The organism is Winogradskyella sp. A2, from assembly GCF_046762865.1.
Lineage (GTDB): Bacteria > Bacteroidota > Bacteroidia > Flavobacteriales > Flavobacteriaceae > Winogradskyella.
The window spans coordinates 130,687-155,209 of the sequence record NZ_JBKQXM010000006.1; the positions used below are offsets into that span (position 1 = coordinate 130,687).

Annotated in this window: 18 protein-coding genes; 5 read left to right on the top strand and 13 right to left on the bottom strand. The window is 33.8% G+C overall.

What is annotated here, in order from left to right; genetic code table 11:
• Positions 1-122: 122 nt before the first annotated feature.
• The 6 genes from ACFWV9_RS12625 to ACFWV9_RS12650 form a co-directional block, all read right to left on the bottom strand.
• The gene (locus tag ACFWV9_RS12625; RefSeq protein ID WP_411895588.1) at positions 123-2,534 is read right to left on the bottom strand and encodes a thiamine pyrophosphate-dependent enzyme; all 2,412 of its coding nucleotides are present in this window, start codon (positions 2,532-2,534) and stop codon (positions 123-125) included.
• A 154-nt stretch (positions 2,535-2,688) separates the two neighbouring features.
• Positions 2,689-5,529 (bottom strand): metalloprotease, encoded by a 2,841-nt coding sequence (locus ACFWV9_RS12630; RefSeq protein ID WP_411895589.1) that lies wholly within the window; start codon positions 5,527-5,529, stop codon positions 2,689-2,691.
• A complete protein-coding gene (locus tag ACFWV9_RS12635) occupies positions 5,526-6,800 on the bottom strand; it encodes a T9SS type A sorting domain-containing protein (protein ID WP_411895590.1) in 1,275 nt (424 codons plus the stop codon). Before ACFWV9_RS12635 ends, ACFWV9_RS12630 begins: the two co-directional genes overlap by 4 nt.
• Positions 6,801-6,826: 26 nt before the next feature.
• Positions 6,827-7,513, bottom strand: a complete 687-nt coding sequence (locus ACFWV9_RS12640; protein ID WP_411895591.1) for a TIGR00730 family Rossman fold protein — start codon at positions 7,511-7,513, stop codon at positions 6,827-6,829.
• 91 nt (positions 7,514-7,604) lie between these two features.
• A complete protein-coding gene (uvrA, locus tag ACFWV9_RS12645) occupies positions 7,605-10,433 on the bottom strand; it encodes an excinuclease ABC subunit UvrA (RefSeq protein WP_411895592.1) in 2,829 nt (942 codons plus the stop codon).
• 155 nt (positions 10,434-10,588) lie between these two features.
• A complete protein-coding gene (locus ACFWV9_RS12650) occupies positions 10,589-10,939 on the bottom strand; it encodes a hypothetical protein (protein WP_411895593.1) in 351 nt (116 codons plus the stop codon).
• Positions 10,940-11,135: 196 nt separating this feature from the next.
• Here ACFWV9_RS12650 and ACFWV9_RS12655 point away from each other — a divergent pair, with 196 nt between their 5' ends.
• Together ACFWV9_RS12655 and ACFWV9_RS12660 are read left to right on the top strand one after the other, a co-directional pair.
• Positions 11,136-11,660 (top strand): hypothetical protein, encoded by a 525-nt coding sequence (locus ACFWV9_RS12655; protein ID WP_411895594.1) that lies wholly within the window; start codon positions 11,136-11,138, stop codon positions 11,658-11,660.
• A 58-nt stretch (positions 11,661-11,718) separates the two neighbouring features.
• A complete protein-coding gene (locus tag ACFWV9_RS12660) occupies positions 11,719-11,898 on the top strand; it encodes a hypothetical protein (protein ID WP_411895595.1) in 180 nt (59 codons plus the stop codon).
• On the opposite strand, the gene ACFWV9_RS12665 is transcribed toward ACFWV9_RS12660, so the two are convergent.
• From ACFWV9_RS12665 to ACFWV9_RS12690, 6 genes are all read right to left on the bottom strand, one after another.
• Positions 11,887-12,624, bottom strand: coding sequence for a hypothetical protein (locus ACFWV9_RS12665; protein WP_411895596.1), 738 nt, complete (start codon positions 12,622-12,624; stop codon positions 11,887-11,889). The two genes, ACFWV9_RS12660 and ACFWV9_RS12665, sit on opposite strands and share 12 nt — an antisense overlap.
• A 12-nt stretch (positions 12,625-12,636) precedes the next feature.
• On the bottom strand, positions 12,637-13,536 hold the full coding sequence (locus ACFWV9_RS12670; protein WP_411895597.1) for an ATP-grasp domain-containing protein: 900 nt from the start codon (positions 13,534-13,536) through the stop codon (positions 12,637-12,639).
• Positions 13,533-14,201, bottom strand: a complete 669-nt coding sequence (locus ACFWV9_RS12675) for a DNA alkylation repair protein (protein ID WP_411895598.1) — start codon at positions 14,199-14,201, stop codon at positions 13,533-13,535. The genes ACFWV9_RS12670 and ACFWV9_RS12675 overlap by 4 nt, the downstream gene beginning before the upstream one ends.
• 32 nt (positions 14,202-14,233) lie before the next feature.
• Positions 14,234-17,494: a PDZ domain-containing protein gene (locus ACFWV9_RS12680; RefSeq protein ID WP_411895599.1), complete on the bottom strand. Its 3,261-nt coding sequence runs from the start codon at positions 17,492-17,494 to the stop codon at positions 14,234-14,236.
• A 93-nt stretch (positions 17,495-17,587) separates the two neighbouring features.
• Positions 17,588-19,294, bottom strand: coding sequence for a gamma-glutamyltransferase (gene ggt / locus ACFWV9_RS12685; RefSeq protein ID WP_411895600.1), 1,707 nt, complete (start codon positions 19,292-19,294; stop codon positions 17,588-17,590).
• Positions 19,291-19,893, bottom strand: a complete 603-nt coding sequence (locus ACFWV9_RS12690; protein ID WP_411895601.1) for an ACP phosphodiesterase — start codon at positions 19,891-19,893, stop codon at positions 19,291-19,293. Before ACFWV9_RS12690 ends, ggt begins: the two co-directional genes overlap by 4 nt.
• A 70-nt stretch (positions 19,894-19,963) precedes the next feature.
• Between ACFWV9_RS12690 and glmM the strand changes: the two genes are divergently transcribed.
• Entirely contained in the window at positions 19,964-21,352 is a 1,389-nt protein-coding gene (gene glmM, locus ACFWV9_RS12695) for a phosphoglucosamine mutase (RefSeq protein ID WP_411895602.1), read from the top strand.
• Between the two features lie 36 nt (positions 21,353-21,388).
• Positions 21,389-22,894: an aminotransferase class V-fold PLP-dependent enzyme gene (locus tag ACFWV9_RS12700; protein WP_411895603.1), complete on the top strand. Its 1,506-nt coding sequence runs from the start codon at positions 21,389-21,391 to the stop codon at positions 22,892-22,894.
• A 6-nt stretch (positions 22,895-22,900) separates the two neighbouring features.
• Here the strand turns inward: ACFWV9_RS12700 and ACFWV9_RS12705 are convergent, their stop codons facing one another.
• Positions 22,901-23,791 carry a lysophospholipid acyltransferase family protein gene (locus tag ACFWV9_RS12705; protein WP_411895604.1) on the bottom strand — a complete coding sequence of 297 codons (891 nt, stop codon included), beginning with the start codon at positions 23,789-23,791 and terminating at the stop codon, positions 22,901-22,903.
• A 61-nt stretch (positions 23,792-23,852) separates the two neighbouring features.
• On the opposite strand from ACFWV9_RS12705, the gene ACFWV9_RS12710 reads away from it, so the two are divergent.
• Entirely contained in the window at positions 23,853-24,506 is a 654-nt protein-coding gene (locus ACFWV9_RS12710) for a rhomboid family intramembrane serine protease (protein ID WP_411895605.1), read from the top strand.
• The last annotated feature ends 17 nt before the right edge of the window (positions 24,507-24,523 follow it).

A 24,523-nucleotide genomic window follows, 5' to 3' on the forward strand; every position in this document is an offset into this window, starting at 1 on the left:
TGTTAATAATAGTTTCTCAAATCTATTTAATACACCTTAAATATATTATGATTTATGTCATAAGAAAAAATAAAGCTCTCAAAAAATTGAGAGCTTTATGGATTGCTATAATCAATATAACTTTATCGTAATGCGGGATAGTTAGTTGGATTTAATTCGTGCATTATCGCATAAACTGTTTCGAAAATATCTTCAACCGATGGTTTTGAAAAATAATCACCATCCGTACCATATGCAGGTCTATGTGGCTTAGATGCCAATGTTTTTGGCTGACTATCCAAATATTGAAAAGCATTTTGCTTGTTTAAAATCTCATTCAAAATGTATGCAGAGGCACCACCTTCAACGTCTTCGTCAATAATTAAAACTCGATTAGTTTTAGCTATACTTTTTACAATATCATGATTGAGATCAAAAGGCAATAAAGACTGTACATCAATTACTTCTGCATCGATCCCAACTTCTTGCAATTCTCTTGTAGCTTCCATGACCAATCTCAAAGTAGAACCATATGACACTAAGGTAATGTCATCGCCGTCTTTCAATGTTTCCACTACACCAACAGGTGTTTTAAACTCACCTATATTGCTTGGTAATTTCTCTTTTAATCTGTACCCATTAAGGCATTCTACAATCAAGGCAGGTTCGTCACTTTCTAATAAGATGTTGTAAAAACCTGCAGCTTTGGTCATATTACGTGGCACTAGGACGTGAATTCCTCTTATAAGATTTAATATACCACCCATTTGAGATCCTGAGTGCCATATTCCTTCTAATCTATGTCCGCGTGTTCTAACAATTAATGGTGCTTTTTGACGTCCTTTGGTTCTGTACTGTACCGTTGCTAAGTCATCACTCATAATTTGAAGTGCGTACATCAAATAATCTAGATATTGTATTTCCGCAATTGGTCTTAAACCGCGCATTGCCATACCGATTCCCTGACCAACAATTGTGGCTTCTCTAATACCTGTATCTGATACTCTCAGTTCTCCATGCTTTTCTTGCAAGCCTTCTAACCCTTGATTTACATCTCCAATATAACCTGAGTCTTCTCCAAAAATTAATGTTTCTGGATATTTATTAAAGATTGCGTCAAAATTTTCACGTAAAACAATACGACCATCAACAACTTTTGAATCTCTATCATAAATAGGCTCTACTGGTGTTTGTTTCAATACATTTTTATCTGATGCACTATGAAGATGAGAACTATATTTAGGTTGAACTGTATCTAGATAGCTATTTATCCAGTTTTGAAGTGCAGTTTTTTCCTTGGTATCCTCAGATAAAACATACCTCAAAGCCTTTCGTGCAATTGATAAAACATCTCGTCTCAATGGCTCATCAGAAGAATCTATCCTGTCTTTTAGTTTATTTATAAAGACACTATTGGGACTTGATGCAGCGAGTTGATTTAATAAACCCACAACTTCACTTTTTTCCTTTATCATAGGTTTTAAGAATGCAGACCATGCTGCCTTTTTTCCTTCCCTTACAGCCTTTTTAATACCACGTTCAATACCAGTCAACTCCTCATCTGACGCAATATTATTGCTAATCATCCATTTCCTCATTTGTGCATTACAATCGTGCTCAACTTCCCAAGTCAACCTGTCATTATCCTTATAGCGCTCATGAGAACCTGATGTAGAATGTCCTTGTGGTTGTGTTAACTCTTGAACATGAATTAAAACAGGAACATGTTCATTACGAGCAATTTGACCTGCACGTTGGTAAACGTCAATAAGTTCAGGATAATTCCAGCCATTTACTCGAAAAATCTCATATCCAGCTTCATTTTCATTTCGTTGGAATCCTTTGAGAATTTCAGATATGTTTTCTTTAGTAGTTTGGTGTTTTGCATGTACTGAAATACCATAGTCATCATCCCAAACACTTATTACCATTGGTACTTGTAAAACACCAGCCGCATTTACAGTTTCAAAAAACAGACCTTCACTTGTACTTGCATTACCTATTGTTCCCCAAGCAACTTCGTTTCCTTGATTTGAAAAATTAGTAGTATCAATACCTTTAACGTTTCTGTATATTTTAGATGCTTGTGCTAACCCCAAAAGTCTTGGCATCTGACCAGCTGTTGGTGAGATATCAGCACTAGAATTTTTTTGTTTGGTTAAATCTTTCCAGTTCCCTTTTTCATCTAAACTATGAGTTGTAAAGTGTCCACCCATTTGACGACCTGCAGACATTGGCTCTTGTTTAATGTCCGTATTGGCATATAATCCTGCAAAGAATTGCTCAATTGTCAATTCTCCTATGGCCATCATAAAAGTTTGGTCTCTATAATAACCAGATCTAAAATCACCATTATCAAAAGCTTTTGCCCATGCTATTTGAGGAATTTCCTTTCCTCCTCCAAAGATTCCAAATTTTGCCTTACCGGTTAAAACTTCCCTACGACCAAGAAGACTACATTCACGACTCGTGACAGCAAGCTTATAATCATTTAATACTTCAGCTTTAAAATTTTCGAATGTAATTTCTGTTTTAATATCTGGGTTGGTCTTCATTCAGGTCTAAAATTAGATATGCAAAGGTAAAAAAATTAAAAATTTTACGCAACCTATTGAAATGTTATAAAATTGAATAATTCTTAAAAAAAAGATGTTTATATTAATTATACTTAAAAAAAATTAAAAAAATTAACATTAAGCTAAGAATATGTTAATACCATTTACGTCTAAATAAGCCTAAAAGAACTTGCGGATCAACAGTAATTATAAAACGAATTTTCTCACCATAATTTGGCTGGGCAATCTCCCAACCTAAATTGGAATAAATAGGAAAGTACAATTCAAAATAATCTTCAACAAGGTTTAACCTGATACCGGAGTCATATACAAAATTTACTTTTCTGAATTTGTTTTTTACCAAACCAATGTCGCCGTAGGCTTGTATATAGCGCCAAATCGAAGTACTCAAATTTGCAGTAGTCATCCATTGATTTGCAAAGGGAGTGTCTAGCATTGACTTAAAACCGCCTTCTGCAATAATAATTTGTTGGCTAAATAAACCAGCGTCCTCAGAACGACCTAAATAATTTAAATCAAACAAATAATCTGTAGGTCTGTCTAATGCAAAACTGAAATAATCAGAATTAGGATCAGAGTTGTTATCCAAGAATATACCTGCGAAGAACCTAAAATTGATATTTCTATTGCCTTTAGTAAGTCTTCTAAACTCATAGTTTATAGAAAGTTTACTAAACTGATCTGCAAGTTGAAAATCTGCATTGAATTTTGAAAAATTAATTATTCCTGGATTAGAATGGGTATATCTTAAATTAAAAACGCCGTAGTCTGGCTCATCAACTACTACTGTGGCATCTTCACCTATATCTCTAGTTATACTTACGTATCTGGCTGTTATTAAATCACGTCTATCTGCCCTAAAATCGTTATCGTTTCTAAAAGTGAACGAAATCGAAGGTCTTATTCTGGTAAAGAACGCATCTTGAGCAAACGATTGGTATCCTGCAGACAGACTATAACTAATAGAAAAAAGATTTTGGTTTTCTAAATTATGTGTATAAAATGCAGAAGCAGAACCAGTTAAGGACTTAGATCTTAATGCATACTGTGGCGAGAATCTATAATTAAGACGTTTTCTTAAAATGGTCTTATTGTATATTTTGGTTCCTAAAGTTAGTCCGTCATAGATATTGTTAAACTCAACTAAAGGCATAAAAAATATTTGATTATAATCTGGGTCTTCAATATCCTTAAACAGCCTGAATTGAAATGGTTTGTTATTTAAGAATGAACCATTGACTGCCTTATAATTATCTCTTTGATTAAATTCTGGTATGACATTGTTATAATCTAGCACAAACTTTTCGGTACTATCTTTAGGTATTATAATTGTTTTAGTTCCTACTATATTCTCTACCCATGTTTTACCAATAACAGAATCATTTTTTAGCTTAAAAAGAGAAATGGGCATGGTATTATTCCTCTTGTTTTTAATGGTTACTTTAATTGAATCTCCTTTTGTTTCAACATCCTTAATTTTAAAATCAATCTTTTTTCTGGTGCCAACATAATCTTTAAAAAACCAATCAATGTCTTTAGAAGTTTCACTTTTAATAAATGTTTCGAAATCTCTAACACTAGTATTTTTGGTTTTATTAGCCTTAAGGAATTTGGTGATACTTTGTTTTAAAACAATATCATCTGCAAATTCGTCTAGATAATTTAAGCCAATTCCAGCCTTATATTTATTAGCAATATTTGCATTGAACTTAATAAGAGAGTCTTTTGATGTTGCCAAAGGTTGGTCTCTATTTTTTCTTGCAATTTCCATTGAGTATAAAAAGTACTGAAAATTAAAGTCGAGATCAGCAGCATGAAAAGCTCTAATACCCCAAATGTTTGCAAGAGTACCTATCAATTTCATATCAGGATAGTGTTCTTCAACATATTTAATAAGAAAATATATTTGAAGCCCGTCACTTAGCCAATATTCTTTACGAGGATTTATTAGTAATATATTATCAATGTACTTTTTCAAGGCTGTTTTCAGAAGCTTCAATTCATATTGAAATTCTTTTGGGAATGGCCTTAAAAAATCAGGTAATTGGTTAAGACCGTACAATGGGTTCTTGTTATATTCAATTTCGGTAACCAATAATTGATTGTGTGGGTATTCCCCTAGATTATCAGTTAAAAACCGAGTGATCTTATCTGTTAAAACTGCTTTGTCTGTTGGTGCAAGTCCCTTTTCGTTGATATTTGAGAGAACAATAAAATTGTCAGTTTGCACAAAACTAAAACGTGGAAATCTATTTATAGATAAATAGGTGTCAATCCTATCCTTACCATTTAGATAAGTGATTTGAGACTTTTTATCTTCAGTAAGTTCCAAGCGCATTAAATCTAATTCTGAACTCACCTTATAATTTAGAGGATGTGTGATTTTAAGTTCTAAATCTGCTTTGGGAACAAATAAATCATTTAAGTCTTTGTTACTGTAATAGTTCCATTTACCATTATAGACGGTTGGGGTTAAGTACCAGTATTTAAGATCAAAGTTCTTATTCTTAGTAAAACCATAATCCGTAAATGTTGCGTCTGGAAGTACAAGGTTATATTTTAAGTTTAAATGGTAAGATTCACCAGGGTTTAAAGGAGACTTTAATGAAACCTTTACTATATCTGGATGGTTCTCTAAATTGGTAAATTCTAATTCATTGTTAGAATTATCAGTTAAGGATGTAATGGTGGTAAATCCACGTTGTTCACTTTTTGCTAAATGAAATTTGGTACTAAACTCCTCTTCAAATCGTTTTGCAAGCGGTGTTGTTTTGGTAGAGTAGCTGTTATTCCAATCATTCAAATAAATTTCACTTAATCTATCTGTTGATTCATTTGTATAAATTATTGTTTGTGATATTGCAATGGACTTGGTATCAACATCTACAACAGCATCAACAACAATTTTATTCTGACCAAATAAAAATGATGCAAAACAGAAGAATAAAAATGCTATGTAATTTTTATAAATCAATGAGAAACGAAAAATTTAAGAGGTTTAATATCAAAATTTGGGATAGTTAATAAGTACATTCCGTTTGCCAAATTAGAACAGTTAATTTCAGAATTTACATTAGAGCCTAGTTTAACTTTTCTTATCATTTTACCATAACTATTATAAATGAGCACGTCAGTATTAAAAAGTTTAGTCGATATATCTAAAATTCGAAGCTTCGAATCTACAATACTTTTTTCTAAGGTAAATTGTGATTGACCAACTAATTCTTCTACACTAAGAAGATTTTCATCTATTTCTAGGTTTAATGTTACAGGTAAATGATCACTGAAATTGTGCAAAGCATCTCTTATTTCAAATGAAAACTCAGAACCGGGTATTGCACATGCAGATGAGTTTATAGCACTATTATAACATGCAGATAATCCATTATTACCGTATACCTGATATGAATCTGACTCGTAGGTGATATTGGCGGTAGTCAGCATATTTTCTGATGTCAGTATAAAATCAAATCTATCATCAAATCCTCCAGTTGTACCACCTAAACCTGTTTGTGTTCTTGTTGATTGCGTAAATACATCAACAAAATTTGGGTTGTTATTCCAACTACCAACTCTATTTGCAGGATCGGTAAAAGTTATATTATTAGTGTCTTGCAACAACAGTTGAAACGCAGGTTCTGATGCTGTATAAATATTTAAATCACCTCCTAAAACAACATTGGAATCTGAAGGCAATGTACTTAAGTAGTTGTCTAATTCAACAATCATATTAAAACGTCGCAATTGATTCTGGGTTCCGCTTGATGCCTTTAAATGACAGACTATAACATAAAACTCAATTGGATTTGTAGCCTGATCTGTTGTATTAACCTTAAGTTTATACACATTGAAATCCCTCAAATCTGTTGGTACAATTATTTCATCTTCTAAAATGAATTTTGAACTATCGTAATACAATTGATTTTGTAAATCATTTTGATCTCCCGTAGTATCATCTGAAGTATTTGATACATATGTAGCCATTTCAAAACTTGTGGAAATCGTAGATTTGGTCATGTTTAAAACATTGTTTGCGCCAGTAACATTGTTAAGTTCACAAACTAAAAATAAATCGGGTTGATAATCAGAAAGAATGAATTCTAAATCATCTTCGCGATTTGGCACTGCATCTTCTAAAGGATAATTGAGCAGGTTGTAAAACATTACTTTAAATGTTTCTTGGCCAGCAACATCCATCCAGAACAAGCAGGTGAGCATCAAACATCCAATTATTTTCTTTTTCATAGCGGTGAAATTAATAAAGGACAATTCTAGAAATTTGGGCTAAGTCTAAATTCTTTATAAAAATCGTTTAATATTTCAATAACATCGTCAGCATCATCAACCACATGAAAAAGGTCTAAATCTTCAGAGCTGATATTGCCAGCTTCAATTAATGTGTTTTTAATCCAATCTACCAATCCGCCCCAGAATTCTGTTCCTACTAGTATAATTGGGAATGTTTCGATCTTTAACGTTTGTATAAGTGTCATGGCCTCAAAGAGTTCATCTAAGGTTCCGAAACCTCCTGGCATGACTACAAAACCTTGAGAATATTTTACAAACATAACCTTACGAACAAAGAAGTAATCGAAGTCTAGGCTTTTATCATTGTCAATGTACGGATTATCGTGTTGTTCAAAAGGTAATTCAATATTTAATCCAACTGATGTACCACCAGCGATATAGGCTCCTTTATTACCTGCTTCCATAATCCCTGGACCTCCTCCAGTAATCACACCATATCCATGCTCTACAATTTTATTAGCAACATCTACTGCTAATTGATAATATTTGTGATCTGGTTTTGTTCTTGCAGATCCAAAAATTGAAATACAAGGTCCAATTTTACTGAGTTTTTCGTATCCACTTACAAACTCACCCATAATTTTAAAAATGGCCCATGAATCGTTAGTTTTTATTTCGTTCCAACTCTTGTGTTTATGCTCTTTTCTCATAAAATATCTCTTATTTCTTCTTAGAAAACTTACTAATATAACTTTTTATTGTTGTTCTTTATACAGGTTTAATTGTAAAAAAAACTTAATATTAAATCAGTTCTTTTTTTAAGAATTTGGCTGTATAGCTCTTTTTGTCTTTAATAATTTGCTCTGGTGTTCCTTTGGCAACAATTTCCCCACCACCTTTACCACCTTCGTAACCAATATCAATAATGTAATCTACAGTTTTAATTACGTCTAGGTTATGCTCAATTATCAAAACCGTATTTCCTTTGTCTACAAGTTTATTCAGTACTTTCATCAATACTCTAATATCTTCGAAATGAAGTCCGGTTGTTGGTTCATCTAAAATATAAAAGGTATTACCTGTATCTCTTTTACTAAGTTCTGTTGCCAACTTAATCCGTTGTGCCTCACCACCTGATAATGTTGTACTTTGTTGGCCTAATGTAATGTAGCCAAGACCAACGTCCTCAATAGTTTTTAATTTTCTGTAAATTTTAGGTATGTGCTCAAAGAATATAACGGCTTCTTCAATAGTCATATTTAAAACATCACTTATTGATTTGCCCTTATACCTTATTTCTAGTGTTTCTCTGTTAAATCGTTTTCCTTGACATGTTTCACATTCTACATAAACATCCGGAAGAAAGTTCATTTCTATTACTCTAAGGCCACCGCCTTGACACGTTTCACATCTCCCACCTGCAACGTTAAAACTGAAACGGCCTGCTTTATAACCACGAATCATAGCTTCAGGTATCTGAGCAAATAGCTTTCTGATTTCATCGAAAGTTTTGGTATAGGTTGCAGGATTGCTGCGAGGTGTACGACCTATTGGAGATTGGTTAATATCAATGACTTTGTCAACATTTTCTAACCCTTTAATTGATTTATAAGGCATTGGTTTTTTAACTGCATTAAAAAAATGCGCATTTAAAATTGGATAGAGGGTTTCGTTAACTAAAGTAGATTTGCCACTACCAGAAACACCAGTGACACCAATCATTTTACCAAGCGGAAATTCTACATCAACATTCTTTAAGTTATTACCTGTACAACCTTTTAAAACTATTTTTTTATTGTTTCCTTTTCTTCGTTTTTTAGGTATTTCAATTTCTTTCTCACCATTTAAGTAAGAAGCCGTTAAAGTGTGATGCTCTAATAGTTCTTTTGGTGTGCCTTCACTAATAATTTCGCCTCCATGTTTGCCTGCAAATGGTCCAATATCAATAACATGATCTGCACGTTCAATCATATCTTTATCGTGTTCTACCACAATAACTGAGTTGCCAACATCTCTAAGTGATGCTAAGGAGTTGATCAATTTCTCATTATCGCGTTGGTGTAGACCTATACTTGGTTCATCTAAAATATATAGTACACCGACAAGTTGCGAACCAATTTGTGTCGCGAGCCTAATACGCTGTGCTTCACCACCAGATAGAGATTTAGAACTTCTGTTTAGTGATAAATATGTAAGACCAACATCTAATAAAAATTGAACCCTGTTTTTTATTTCTTTCAATATTTCAGTTGAAATTTTCAACTGTTTATCAGATAAACGTTCAGAAAGTTTTTCTAGCCATTCTCCCAGCTCAATGACATCCATTTTAACCAACTCTGCAATACTTTTTCCGTCTACTTTGAAATTGAGAGATTCTTTTCTTAAGCGCGAGCCTTGACAAGCAGGACATTCAATTTTGTCCATATATTCCTTGGCCCATCGCACTAACGAAGTAGAATTTGATTTATGTTGACTTTCAATGAAGTTCGCGACACCTTCAAAATCAATATTATAGTCTCTTGTAACTCCTAGCAACTTACTCTCAACAGTGAATTTATCTTTTCCTCCATATAAGATCATCTGTTTAGCCTCATTGGGAATATCTTTCCAAGGGTCATTGAGTGAAAAATCAAAGCGTTGGGAAATGGTATCAAACTGTTTGAAAATCCAACTTTTTTTCTGTGGTCCATGTGGAGCCAAAGCACCATTATTAATAGATAATGTTTCATCCGGAACCAACTTATCTTCATTTACTACAAATTTCTCACCAATTCCATTACAATTAGGGCAGGCTCCTTTTGGTGAATTAAATGAAAAGTTATTTGGTTCTGGGTTAGGATAAGAAATACCAGATGAAGGGCACATTAAATTTCTACTGAAATAGCGTGGTTCATTTGTTTCTTGGTCAATTACCATTAGTACATCGTCACCATGATACATTGCTGTATTGATAGATTCCATAAGACGTTTTTCATTGTCTTGGGAATCATCAATTTTTAATCGGTCTATTACAATCTCGATATCGTGGGTAACATAGCGGTCTAATTTCATACCTTTTTCAAGGTCTACAATCTCACCATCTGTGCGTACTTTTACAAAGCCTTGTTTTGCAATTTGCTCAAAAAGTTCTCTGTAGTGTCCTTTGCGCGAACGAATTACAGGCGAAAGAATGTTTATGCGTTTACCTTTGTAAGCTTCTAGAATTAATTCTTTGATTTGCTCATCGCTGTAGCTCACCATTTTCTCGCCAGTTTCATAGCTAAAAGCATCTGCAGCTCTGGCATATAGAAGCCTTAGAAAATCATAAATCTCAGTTATTGTACCTACTGTAGAGCGTGGTGATTTACTTGTTGTTTTTTGTTCAATTGCAATGACTGGAGAAAGCCCATCTATTTTATCTACATCAGGTCGCTCTAAACTTCCTAAAAATTGGCGCGCATATGCCGAAAAGGTTTCAATATACCTGCGTTGTCCTTCTGCATAAATGGTATCAAAAGCCAAAGACGATTTACCACTACCAGACAATCCCGTAATTACCACAAGTTTTTCTCTAGGTATAGTGACATCAATATTTTTGAGATTGTGTACACGAGCACCTTTAACTTCAATAGAATCGTCAAATGTTGTCATATAAAACTAGTAGAATTGTATAAATTGGCAAAGTTGCAAAGGTACAATTTTTAGTTGTTAATTTAATGTGAAGGTTTATTGTAAAAGGTGTTATATAAACAAAAAAAAGTGCATTGATATCAATGCACCCTCCATATATAGCAATTTTTTTACTTTTATTTTGAAGGATTTAATTCACCTGCTTCAATGGATTTGTTATAATTAGCTTTGACATTTTTTAAATATCCAAAGAACTTAGATCCATCTTTTTTTTGAAGAAGCACAAATGTAGACCCATCCTCCTTGGTCATGACTTCTTTAACTATTACAGTATTTCCATAAACACTTTTATAATTAGCTACTTTTCCTTTTTTGGCTAAAATGTTTAATCGAGGAAATTTTACATACCTATAATTCTGTGCCACAGGTTCTTTTATAACTAATTCGTCACCAACATTGGGTTGGCTTTGAGCTGTAGCAAAAATACAGAATCCTAAAAATAACAGGGTTAAAAATATATTTTTCATAATTAAATAGGTTAAAATTAAGAATTATGCAAAATTAAGAATTTTAGAGGAGATTTTCAAATTACCTAAAGGCAATTTTATTCCCATTATTCAATTATTTTGAATACTGTAAATTAACCCTTACAACTAATGCAATAATTAATCAATTCATCATAATAATTTTTATTTTTAAGTTTTAAATCTAATTGAAAGACATATGAAATTATTAGGAATTGGTTCTCGAATTAATCACACCGAATTTGGTAAAGGCGTAGTTACAAATGTGACTTCTAAACATTATTGGGTAACATTTATAGAAGGTGGATTAGAAACCCTTGAAATTGACGATGAATTCGATGTAATTGAAGCTACTGAAGATGATGTTGACACAGTAAGTTTTTATGAAGTTGAAAAAAGTCTACGAAATATACTTAAGAAATGGTCTGATGTTTCTGAAGTTATTTCAATAGCTGATAAATGGAAAGGTGGTAAGCTAATACTGGAACCTGGTGATATTAACTTGCAAGGAAAGGAATTGCCTATTGATACGTTCTTCCATAAAATCACTATGGTTAGAGATAGGCTCAGAGTCATGGAACAGAAGATTAACTCTAGTAATCTTGATGAGCAGGATAAAATAGACCTACAACAGTATATAACAAGAAGCTACGGTAGTTTAACAAGTTTTAATGTTCTATTTAAGCTTAAGAGTCAGCAGTTTGTAGGGCAACGTAGTAAATAAACGCCTGATAATCTGTCAGTAAAGAATACTTTGGAGCAAGAATTGTTCACTGATTACCATGCTTAAAGTATTAACTCGAATAAAACGTGTTGCCTATTTATTTATGGTAGCTTGGATGTTAGGTGTTTCAAATGTCATTTTAGAAGAAACTCGAATGGTTCATGATACCCGCTCAGTTATTGAGCAACAAGAAGAAGTTCCAGACACTGATTTTGATTCAGAAGATTTAATTCTTTAAGGTTGTACCTTTTATGTTGTCTATTTCCAGTCCTAAGAATAATAGTTTATGAAAAGTTGGAAGTTGGGCACCACTTTCTGTAGTGATCCATTTTTCCCAAGTGGCCTCAAGCCCACCAATCGGTAGAATATTTACCCACATTTGATAACTTTTTGGTAGTCCATTTTCATCAAAATGCCATAAATATGAATCACCAGGTGTTGAACCTCCTTTGGTATAGGTAACCAGCAAAGCTTGTTTACCATCTTCGGTAATTACAAGTTGTCGCTCAACACCTTTATCAAATACTTTATATGGTGCAACTAGCCAAAAGGAATCATTATTGAAATACGATTCTGCTTTATGTATATAGTCATGTTTTTCTATGCCATTATATTCTTGTTCTGCGACAAATACTTTAGAATCATCGTGGTTATTCAAATCAAGTTCTACTTTAAAATCATCCCAATAAACTTCACATCTATTATCTGTTTTATACCATTTGTAATGATGACTGCCCTTAAAGGTCCACTCTAAATAATCTGTAGCTTCATAAGCTTCATAATCCATGTTACTTAGCATAGTTGTAGCGAGTAAATCTGCTTTGTTGCCAATTTCACCAATTGGTAAATCTTCATTGTATTTTAAATAAATAAAGCCAAAAAAGAGTAGGGAAGGCAGAGTAAAGAAAATTATGAGTCCACCTATTATTTTAAAGATTCTTTTAGTCAGTGATGCTTTAGCCAAAATTATAAATATTTAAAGCAAAGATAATTTTTCTTTTGTGGCTTTAGCTAAAACATTTGCCGCATTAGGATTGTTTCTAAACCAAAGTTCTGGTTCTATTAATTCGAGTTCCGCTAATGCTATTTTACCATCATTATCATTAAAAATATCTACTCTCGCATATAATGGTAGTTCTTTACAAGCATTCACAGCACTTATGGCAAATTCAATTTCTGCTTGAGTAGGTATATAATCATGTACGGTTCCGCCAAAATCATCTTGTACTCTAAAATCACCTGGCTTTGCTTTTTTTAGTATTGCATGTGTAAATTGCCCATTAAAAACCATCATAGAAACTTCGCCCTCAGATACAATTTTGTGTTGAAATGGTTGAAGCATCATAGCCTCGTGGGCTATTAACTCCTGAAAAATAGTTTCATGTTTCAGCACATTATCTGCATTAAGTTTATAGGTATGTCTTGCTGCACCGGATATACACGGTTTTAAGACTGTTGTGTTCCATTTTGTTTCTTCATGTAGCTCTTCTAAGCTAGTCTTAGTTCCTTGTTTAATAAAAAGGGTTTCTGCAATATGAACACCCTTATTTCTAAGGTCTTGTAAATAGTGTTTATCTATATTCCAATGAATGGTGGCCTCTGAATTAATGAGTGTTGTAACTTGAGAAACTTGTTTTAACCATTTTGAAAATTTGGTAAAATCATCAAAATAATCCCATGTTGTTCGGAACATGATGGCTTTGGTGTTTGACCAATCAAAAAGAGGGTCATTCCAGGCTTTTCTATTTACCTTCAATCCTTCTGATAATAATGCATCACATACCAAGGCATCTTCATAGAATACATTATGGTAGTAAGGGTCTGAACTATCTTTTAAATAGCGACTGTCCGTAAGTACAACAACATCATATTTCATCTAAAATGTTTAAGTGCTTCTCTTTTACTAAGTGGTTTTAAATCTGTGCTTTCTACAAAATTAATAACTGCATAGCTATTGTATTTTGCAAATTCTCTTAAAGCCCAACCAATCGCTTTTTTAATAAAAAATTCGTTGGAATCTTTATGCATTATAGCAAGATTTGAAAGTATGCTGAAATCCGTCTTTTCTTTGTAACCAAGTTGAAATAGAATTGCTGACCGATTCAACCACATATTATCGTCAGTAGAGTATTTTTGGATAACTTCATCTCGCATTTCTGGCAATTCCATCAAGAATTGACCTAGAATATGTTTCGCAATAAAATCTACCGTATCCCAATGCGAATTTTCAGTGATTAAAAACTCAATAAACATAATGTCACTTTTGATATAATGTCGTTTTTTGAATCTGGCGTAAATCTCCATAGCACAGTAATGAAGTTCTCGTTCAGGCTTTTTAAATAACGTTTTGGATATTTCAGTTAGGTTTGACTTTACTTCACCTTTGTTTGCATTTACAACTTCTCTCAATAAAGATTTTCGTAACATCGATTTTATACCAAAAAAGGCAAACTTATGTTTCATATAAGCGCGCATTGGTATAGCATTAGCTTCATTTCTATGATTCTCGAATGAAGATATGAGTTGTGCTACAAAAGACATTTGCTCTTATCGAATCTTAATTGGATATTGAATTAATTATCGTTCTTGTAACCAGCGGGACGTTTCCATCTTACTGGTGCTTTTGGCTCAGGTTTTAACTGAAACTCATTGCCTTTTAATAATTTCAATGCCTCTTCTACAGCACGCTCTAATTGAGGATCATTACCTTTTGTGGTTTCTCTTGGATGCTGAATCACTTCAATATCTGGTGCAACACCTTCGCCTTCTACAGCCCAATTACCATCAACATCATAAAATCCTCCTCTTGGTGCCACCATACGTCCACCATCAATAAATCTTGGTGTATCCCAAGTACCTACTAATCCTCCCCAAGTTCTTGTACCAATTAGAGGGCCAATATCTTTAATTTTAAACATATATGGTAACAAGTCACCACCAGAGCCAGCACGTTCGTTAATGATCATGACTTTAGGTCCCCAGATACCAGCCATTGGTGTGGTCCATGGTCTGTTGTCATTTGCTTTACTATTGAAATAGCCAAACAATTCGCGAGACATTACATCAATCATATAATCTGCTGCCGATCCACCACCATTATTACGTTCGTCAATGACTGCTCCCTTTTTATCTTGTTGAGAAAAATAATATCTGTTGAATGAGGTAAAGCCACCACCACCTGTATTTGGTACATAGACATATGCTAATTTGCCATTAGACAACTCATCTACTTGTCGTCGGTTTTCTTCAATCCATTCAATGCTGCGCAGACTACGCTCATTACCAACTGGTTTCACCAATATGGTTTTTGGGTTACTACCATTTGATGAACTGCTTACAGTTATATTTATTTCACGTCCTGATGTCTGTTCTAAGTGTTCATAGATATTGTCATTACCAGAAAGTGACTTTCCATTTACAGAAATGATATAGTCACCTTCATTTACATCTATTCCTGGTTGAGCTAATGGCGCTTTGGTTGAAGGGTTCCAGCGTTCACCATTAAAAATCTTTGTGATTTGATATTTACCATTACTTATTTTAAAATCACATCCTAACAAACCAACAGGTACATAGTCTAAATCAGGAAAATCACCGCCGGACACATACGAATGGCCTACTGCTACCTCGCCGCTCATAATATCTACTACATAGTTTAAATCTGTTCTATGACGTACATGGTCAATCCAAGGCGAATACCATTTGTATACTTCATCCCAAGGTGCACCATGTACATTATCTACATAGAGAAAATCACGCATGTAGCGCCATCCCTCTTTAAAAATCTGATGCGCTTCAGCTTTAGGGTCTAACTTAATTTTCATGTTAGTTTTTAACTTATCGTCACCAGGTTTTGGTTTTGACGCTGAGCTAGTTAAAATCCAATTTCCGTTTTGACGAAGTAATATTGATTTTCTGTCATTTGATGCTACCATTTGAGACACACCTTTAGCAAAGTCTGAAGGTTTTTCTTTTTCTACATCATAAGAATGAACTTTTAAACCATTTTCATTAGGTATAGCCTCTGCAATAAACATCTTATGCTTTGGCCCTTTTAATAAAGCGACATAATTTCTAGCTGGCAATTTTAAAGCTACAGCTCTATCAAAGATGCCATTTTCATCAATTACAACAGTAACGTCAGAATCCTTCTTTTTGTCCTTTTTATCTTTTTCATCATCATCAGACTTATCTTCAGCTTTTGCTTCCTCCATATCATTTTTAGGAAGATTAGGTGCCTTATCAGATGAGTTAAGAACAACTGCATACAAACTTCTTGTTAGGTTAGAGCCTGGATCATAATTGCTCATATCTAACCAACCTGTAGAAAGTCCATAATTGGTGCTGGCAAGGGTATATATATATTTACCAGATTCATCCCAAACAGGCGTTATAGCATCTGCAATTGGATCTGTAATTTGAATAGTTTTTCCTGTTTCAACATTATATGTAAAAATAGATTTGAAATGACTTTCTTGTTGCTTTGCAAACGCAATCCATTTACTGTCAGGTGACCACACAGGATTCATACTTCTATTTGGATGCGCATATCTATCTGTAGCAACTATCTTTGTTTTCTTGGCATCTAGATTTACAATCCAAACATTATAATGCGTATCTGTATAGGCGATGTATTTACCATCTGGTGACCAATCTGGTTGAAAATAGAATGTTGGATTTGGTAATTTAATGGTTTCAGGATTTTGTCCATTTTGGTTGGCGATTACAAGACTATATTCACCACTATTATCAGAAAACCATGCGATTTTATCACCTTTGGGCGACCAGATTGGACTACGATCAGCCACGCCTGGTGTATTTGTAATATTTATCCAAGTTCCATTTTCTTTTGGCACTGTAAAAATTTCTCCTCTATATTCAAAAACAGCGCGTTTACCTTTTGGGGATAAATTAGGGTTTGATAAATTTCTTCCAGATACCTCATCCCACTTTGTTCTGTAGAAAGTTAAATCGGCCTTAACCTCGATATTTAGTTGGTTGGTATTGTTTGTACTAGGATCATAGACATGTAAATAACCACCTTGCTCGTAAACTATTTTATCATTACTCGAATCTAGGCTCTTGACATCAAATTTTTTGTGAAAGGTAATTTGCTTTTCTTCTTTAGTACTTGGATTAAAGGACCAAATATTCATGGTATAGTCACGCTCAGACATAAAATATACAATACCATTGAGCCAAACCGGATCAAGATGTCGTTCCTTTGTAGGCTGTGTTGTCCTAATGAGTTCTTTGGTCTTCATATCAACAACCCAAATTGGCATTGCTTGACCACCGCGATAATTGCGCCATTCAGCATCCCAACCTGTTATTGGTGTATAAGCTAAATGTTTACCATCTCGAGACATTTCTCCATAGGCTGCTCTAGGGATTTCTAGTGCCTCTGGTAAGCCACCTTTTGTAGAAACTGTAAAGAATTTATTGGTCATTGTTGGTTGACTTTCTCTACCTGATCTAAAAAGTACTTTACCATTTGGTGTCCATCCTTGTACAAAATCACCACCTGGATGATAGGTTAATCTTTTAGGTTCACCACCTTCGGCTGGCATTACGAAGACATCTACATTACCATCATATTGTGCGGTGAATGCAATCAATTTACCGTCATTTGAGTAGTGCGGACTCGATTCGTAACCTTCATCACTTGTGAGTCTAATTGCGGTTCCACCTTCTGTAGAGGCTTTCCAAAGATCATTTGCATAAACAAAGACCACATCATCTCCGTGTAATGTTGGTTGCCTTAAAAGTTGAGTACCTTGTGAAAAACTGATTGAACAAAATAAAAGTGCAAGAATGCCTGTAAAATATCGCATGTTTGGTTGATTTTTGTTGTAGATTAAGAAATGTGATTGGTGCTCATAAAGATACAACTTAAGGAAGGCTGATATTTTAAAAAGATGTTAAAACTAGAAACCTATAGCAGTATCATCACCACGTTTGTCCGCACCACCTTCAAGTCGTCCGTCTTCAAGCATTAAAATACCATCAACTCTGCCAATTACTGGTGATTTTATTAGGTTAATGATGTATCCTTTATTTTCAAGTTGTTCAATCAAATTTTCATCAAACGAATTTTGCTCCATTCGTATTTCATCAGGTAACCATTGATGATGAAATCTAGGCGCATTGACCGCTTCGTGCATAGTTAAATCAAATTCATGTACATTTAAAATGGTTTGCAAAACAGATGTAATTATTGTTGAGCCTCCTGGAGTGCCCAAGGACATAAAGAATTCACCATCTTTTTCAATTATAGTGGGTGTCATGGAACTTAGCATACGTTTTTCAGGTGCTATGCTATTGGCTTCAGCTCCAATTAAACCAAAATAATTAGGTTCGCCAGGTTTACTACTAAAATCATCCATTTCATTGTTTAGAAAGAACCCAAGTTCATCAGCATATAATTTAGAACCATAACCACCATTTAAAGTTGTTGTAACTGCAATAGCATTGCCAAACTGATCTACGATAGAGTAATGGGTTGTTTCATCGCTTTCATAACCAATAATGTTACCATGAGAAATGGAATCTACCTGAGTGGCTTTATTAAAAGTAAAATCGCTTATTCTATTTTCGAGATATACATCACTTGTTAGCGTCTTAACAGGAATATCTGTGAAATCGGGATCACCTAAAAAGTAGCTTCGATCTGCATAAGCACGTTTCTCAGCTTCAACAATAACTTGAATGGATTTTAAAGAGTTGTGACCATAGTCTTTAAGGTCAAAAGACTCTAGCATTGTCATTATCTGGTTAAGAATTATACCGCCAGAAGAAGGCGGAGACATAGATGTTATGGTTAAATCATCGTATTGAAACGTAATAGGATCTCTCCATATAGCTTCGTACTTATCTAGATCTTCCATTGTAATTAGGCTACCTTTTGATTGTAGAAATGCCACTAATTTTTTTGCAGTTTCGCCTTTATAGAATTCATCACGACCATTTTCAGCTATACGCTTCAAGGTTGTAGCTAAGGCATAATTCTTAATAGAATCACCACTTTTTAAACTTCTATTGAATAAAATCTGTTTGCCATTAACACTATTTAATATGCTGTCGTATTCAGTAAATCTTGAGGCTTGTTTATCGGTAATTTCAAAACCATTGTTTGCTAATTCAATAACAGGTTTTAAAATGGTTTCAACATCTAACGCACCAAAACGTTCTTGCGCTTTAAAAACACCTGCTATTGTACCAGGAATACCAATGGCCATTGGACCTACTGTACTTTTGCCTTTAATAACATTTCCGTCCTCATCTAGATACATGTTTTTAGTAGCACCTAATGGTGCCTTTTCTCGGTAATCCAATGTACCTTTTGTACCATCTGCAAGTCTGTAAACTAAAAAGCCACCTCCTCCAAGATTACCAGCGTATGGGTAAGCAACAGCCAATGCCATTTCTGTTGCCATCATAGCATCAAAGGCATTACCACCTTTATTTAATATCTCGACTCCAATTTTTGAAGCCTCCGCTCTAGCACTAACCACCATTACATTATCTGTAATGAGACCTCTATCTAAGGATTGAATTTCCTTTGTTTTGGTTTTGTTTTTACAACTTGTGAGTAGTATAATAACAAGTAACAGGGATCTTACTAGTATTCTCATATCTTGTATTCTTTTTGAAGTTTTAAGAGTTTCGTGTTGCTAAACGCTATTAATTCAGTAAAAAACTCCGTAAAATCATTTTCAAACTCATTGTAGAATAATTTAAGTTCTTTGGTTGCTAAATTCATTTTAGAACGACCCTCAGTGCGTCGGTTCATGCCATTTAAAACTGATTGTATACCATCAATTTTGGCATAACTTAGTAACCAATTACCCTCTATCATAAATGGCGTCAGATGTTTAAATTTTGGAGGTAATATCTCAAAATTTTCTTCAAGGCTTTTGTAAAAATTATCTACATAAATATCCAAAGGCTTATTAGAATACTGATCCCAATTTTTTGCCAAATAATGATCGTAAAAAATATCTATAATAACACCGCTGTAGTGGCCATATGGCTTGTGTAATCGTTTTGTACTTCTTCTAAAGACTGCGTGCGCATCTGTGAAAGTGTCAATAGCACGGTGCAGTAGGATACCAACCTGAATTTCATCAGGATATTGCATATATTTTTTACCTCTTATACCATCGGCAACAAAATTACCGATAGTAACTAATTCATTATTACCAGAAAGATAAATATGAGCTAAAAAATTCATTTTCCGAATTTACAAATTCATTATAACAAAATAGGATTTAGATATTATATTTGCTCAAAATCAAAATCAAATGACTTTAATAAAATCTATTTCAGGTATTCGTGGTACAATTGGAGGTAAGGTTGAAGATAATTTAACGCCAATTGATGCTGTAAAATTCGCAGCTGCTTATGGCACTTGGCTAAAGCAACAACGTAATAAGGAAAACTATAAAGTTGTAGTAGGCAGAGATGCCAGAATATCAGGAGAAATGATTCAGAATTTGGTGATGAATACTTTGGTAGGATTGGGAATTCATGTGGTAGATGTAGGTTTGTCAACTACACCAACAGTAGAAGTTGCAGTACCAATGGAACATGCTGATGGTGGAATTATTTTAACAGCAAGTCATAATCCTAAACAATGGAATGCTTTAAAATTACTAAACGCAAAAGGAGAGTTTTTAAATGGTGCTGAAGGACAAAAAATCTTGGAGATTGCAGAATCTGATAGTATGATTTTTTCTGAGGTTGATAACTTAGGGAAAATAACAAAAAATGAAGCTTATATAGATTTACATATCGACGAGGTTTTAGATTTAGCTCTGGTTAATAAAAAAGCTATTGAGGATGCTAATTTTAAAGTAGTGGTTGATGGCGTGAATTCTACCGGAGGAATTGCTATTCCTTTATTATTGGAAAGATTAGGTGTACATGCTGTAAAACTCTATTGTGACCCAACAGGTCATTTTCCTCATAATCCTGAACCACTAAAAGAGCATCTGGGAGATTTGGCGAAAGCCGTTGTAAAGGAACATGCTGATTTTGGTATTGTTGTAGATCCAGATGTTGATCGTTTAGCTTTTATGGATGAAACTGGTGAAATGTTTGGTGAGGAGTACACACTGGTAGCTTGTGCAGATTATGTTTTGAGTAAAAACCCTGGGAACACTGTAAGTAACATGAGTTCTACAAGGGCACTAAGAGATATTACAGAAAAACATGGTGGAATATATGAAGCCAGTGCGGTTGGAGAGGTGAATGTTGTAGAACTTATGAAAAAAAATAATGTTGTCATAGGTGGAGAAGGTAATGGAGGTATAATTTATCCTGAATTACATTATGGAAGGGATGCGTTAGTTGGTGTGGCTTTATTTTTAAGTTTATTGGCTGAGAAAAAAATGAAAGTAAGCGAATTACGTGCTACTTATCCAAATTATTTTATGAGCAAGAAGAAAATTCAGTTAACACCTGGATTAGATGTAGATGGAATTTTAAAAACAATGGAGTCTAACTACAGCCATGAGAAATTAACGACAATTGACGGCGTAAAAATAGATTTTGCAGATAGTTGGGTACATCTTCGTAAAAGTAACACTGAACCAATTATTAGAATATATACTGAGGCACCAACTCAAGATTCTGCTGATATTTTAGCGGATAGGTTCATTGCTGAGATTAAGGCCATTGCTAATATTTAGTATCTTTGTTTATCTACTAAAAGAATTGCTATACATATGATTTCTGAGACTGTTACAAATAAAGTATCTGATTTAGAAGCTTATTTTAATAGGTTTAGGGCACATATCATTGGGCAAGATCAGACTTTTATATCTCCATACGGTGAACAAAAAATAATATATACAGATTGGACAGCATCCGGAAGGCTATATAGACCCATTGAAGAAAAACTTCTTAACGAATTTGGACCTTTTGTAGCAAACACCCATACTGAAACTACGGTTTCAGGTACTGCCATGACTAAGGCGTATCATAAGGCAAAGGATATTATTAAAAGTCATGTTAATGCTAATGAAGATGACGTTATAATTGTTTCTGGCAATGGTATGACGGGCGTTGTGAATAAATTTCAAAGGATATTGGGATTAAAGGTTCCAGAAAACCTTAGAAAATATACAGAAATACCAGATGAAATCCGTCCAGTAGTATTTATTTCTCATATGGAACATCATTCTAATCAAACTTCATGGTTAGAAACTATGGCAAAAGTTGAAGTAGTTCCACCAGATGTCAATGGACTTTTCAGTTTAGAAAACTTAGAAAAATTATTATTAGAATATAAAGACAGAACCCTTAAGATAGCTTCAGTTATTGGAGGGTCTAATGTAACTGGTATACAAACACCGTATCACGATATAGCGAAGCTAATGCATAATCATGGAGGCGTATGCTTTGTGGATTTTGCCTGTTCAGCACCTTACGTTGACATAAATATGCACCCTAAAGAAAAGGATGCACAATTAGACGCCATTTTCTTCTCACCACATAAGTTTTTAGGTGGGCCAGGAACCTCTGGCGTTTTGATATTTAATAAAAAGCTATATAAAAACATGGTCCCAGATTGCCCAGGAGGTGGTACAGTAAGTTGGACAAACCCATGGGGAGAACATAAGTATATTGATAATATTGAAGATAGAGAGGATGGTGGCACACCAGGCTTTCTTCAAACTATAAAAGCCGCACTTTCTGTAAATCTTAAAGAGCAAATGGGTGTAGATAATATGTTACAAAGGGAGCACGAGCTTACGGATATTGTATTTAAGAAATTAGAACCTATCTCTAACATTAATATACTAGCCGGTCAGCACAAGGATCGCCTAGGCGTGATATCATTTTATATTGATGATCTACATTATAACCTTGGTGTAAAGTTGTTGAATGACCGCTTTGGTGTGCAAACCAGAGGTGGTTGTAGTTGTGCAGGAACTTATGGGCATTTCTTATTGCACGTAGATCAGAAAATGTCTAATGAATTAACTAATGAAATTTCTATTGGTGATTTAGTTAGAAAACCAGGTTGGATTCGTATGTCTATTCATCCAACAACCACCAATGCTGAAATAGAATTTGTTTGTGATAGTATTATTGACTTAGCGAAGAACCATCAGGCTTGGAAAAAGGATTACGAGTATTCAAAATGCAACAATGAATTTATTCACAAATCACTTGTTGACCAACCTTGCACTGCAACCAATGTGGATGCTTGGTTTGAATTAGATTAAAAGATTCTATTGAAATTTAGACGGGACTTTATTTCTGTGTTTCCAACGCTTATGGGTCCAGAGATAATATTGCGGAGCTTCTAGAATTTGTTCTTCTACCTTTTTAAAGAAAATATCTGTAATCTCGTAGTTTTCGTATTCTTTTGGGTTTTCGGTAATCGTTTCAAAGGTTAACTCATAATAACCACGTTTTTTTCGCTTCACCCTAAAAAACACAACAGCCATATCGAGTTTTTTAGCTAGAATTTCTGCTCCGGTATGCATCGGTACTTTTATACCCATAAACTTATTCCAATAGTACGCCTTATGTACCTTTGGTGATTGGTCAGAAATAAAGCCATTAAGCGTTAATTCTCCATCAGCTGTGGCTTGAGTCAATGTTTTTATAGCCTGTTTATTAGTAATAAGATAGGTGTTGTATTTAGCTCTTATGCGTTTTACCAATCTATCGAAATATTTATTGGTTAAACGCTTGTATATGGCATAACCTTTATAGTTAATCGATTTTTGAATTATAAAAATCCATTCCCAACTCCCATAATGAGCACACATAAGGATTATGGATTTTTGTTTTACTTCAAGGTCATGGATAAGTTCAATATTTGTAGCAACAAAACGTTTTTTTAATTCTTTCTCCGAAATGGTTAACGATTTTATAGATTCTAAAATCATATCGCACAGATGATGGTAAAATAAGCTTGTTAATTCTAATATTTCCTTTTCCGATTTTTCAGGGAATACTAATTTTAAGTTTGGAATAACGGTTTTCTTGCGATAACCAAATATTTTATAAACAAACAGATAGGCAATATCCGACAGCATATACAGTAATCGAAAGGGTAAGATGGAAATTAACCAAAGGAATGGGTAAATTAAAATATAGGCAATAAGTTGCATTAAAGTAAGTTAGCTTTTAAGCACAAATATATATTATATTTGACTTAATAGAATAGAGTTTATGTACAATTTAGGATTGGTTACAATTGTTATTATTGCGGCAAACGTTATTATGTCTTTTAAAGGATTTGATGATCGTCTGTTTTTTGAAAAGTACAAGTTCAATGTTGGTAATATAAGAAGGGGCGAACAAATTAGAATGATTAGTTCTGGCTTTTTACATGCCGATACTACGCATTTATTAATGAATATGATTACCCTATATTTCTTTGCTGGTACTGTTATAAACCAGTTGGGTAATTTCAATTTTGTAATAATTTATATTGCCAGTTTAGTTTTTGGAAACTTACTATCTCTATATTTTCATAAAGACGAGTATTGGTATAGTGCTATAGGAGCTAGTGGAGCTGTAACAGGAATTTTATATGCAGCAATTTTGTTAGAACCGAGTATGAGCTTATATATGTTTTTTATTCCCATTCCAATACCAGGTTATGTGTTTGGTATTGGATATTTATTGTATTCTATTTATGGTATAAAAAATAGAGTTGGTAATATCGGGCACGATGCACATTTTGGTGGTGCTGTAGGTGGTTATGTATTAACACTTTTATTAATGCCAAGTTTATTTAAAACCGATTTAGGTCATGTAGGCCTATTAGCTATACCAATTATTATACTATTTGTTATGCATAAAACTGGTAAGCTGGGTTGATTTAAAAATTATAAGAC

Excerpts from the sequence above, each read along its gene's own strand:
- ACFWV9_RS12640 (WP_411895591.1), bottom strand. The coding sequence starts at position 7,513 with ATGAGAAAAGAGCATAAACACAAGAGTTGGAACGAAATAAAAACTAAC.
- ggt (WP_411895600.1), bottom strand. The coding sequence starts at position 19,294 with ATGAGAATACTAGTAAGATCCCTGTTACTTGTTATTATACTACTCACA.
- ACFWV9_RS12670 (WP_411895597.1), bottom strand. The coding sequence starts at position 13,536 with ATGAAATATGATGTTGTTGTACTTACGGACAGTCGCTATTTAAAAGAT.
- ACFWV9_RS12690 (WP_411895601.1), bottom strand. The coding sequence starts at position 19,893 with ATGAATTTTTTAGCTCATATTTATCTTTCTGGTAATAATGAATTAGTT.
- ACFWV9_RS12700 (WP_411895603.1), top strand. The coding sequence starts at position 21,389 with ATGATTTCTGAGACTGTTACAAATAAAGTATCTGATTTAGAAGCTTAT.
- ACFWV9_RS12625 (WP_411895588.1), bottom strand. The coding sequence starts at position 2,534 with ATGAAGACCAACCCAGATATTAAAACAGAAATTACATTCGAAAATTTT.
- ACFWV9_RS12655 (WP_411895594.1), top strand. The coding sequence starts at position 11,136 with ATGAAATTATTAGGAATTGGTTCTCGAATTAATCACACCGAATTTGGT.
- ACFWV9_RS12660 (WP_411895595.1), top strand. The coding sequence starts at position 11,719 with ATGCTTAAAGTATTAACTCGAATAAAACGTGTTGCCTATTTATTTATG.
- ACFWV9_RS12675 (WP_411895598.1), bottom strand. The coding sequence starts at position 14,201 with ATGTCTTTTGTAGCACAACTCATATCTTCATTCGAGAATCATAGAAAT.
- ACFWV9_RS12705 (WP_411895604.1), bottom strand. The coding sequence starts at position 23,791 with ATGCAACTTATTGCCTATATTTTAATTTACCCATTCCTTTGGTTAATT.
- ACFWV9_RS12710 (WP_411895605.1), top strand. The coding sequence starts at position 23,853 with ATGTACAATTTAGGATTGGTTACAATTGTTATTATTGCGGCAAACGTT.
- ACFWV9_RS12680 (WP_411895599.1), bottom strand. The coding sequence starts at position 17,494 with ATGCGATATTTTACAGGCATTCTTGCACTTTTATTTTGTTCAATCAGT.
- glmM (WP_411895602.1), top strand. The coding sequence starts at position 19,964 with ATGACTTTAATAAAATCTATTTCAGGTATTCGTGGTACAATTGGAGGT.
- uvrA (WP_411895592.1), bottom strand. The coding sequence starts at position 10,433 with ATGACAACATTTGACGATTCTATTGAAGTTAAAGGTGCTCGTGTACAC.
- ACFWV9_RS12650 (WP_411895593.1), bottom strand. The coding sequence starts at position 10,939 with ATGAAAAATATATTTTTAACCCTGTTATTTTTAGGATTCTGTATTTTT.
- ACFWV9_RS12635 (WP_411895590.1), bottom strand. The coding sequence starts at position 6,800 with ATGAAAAAGAAAATAATTGGATGTTTGATGCTCACCTGCTTGTTCTGG.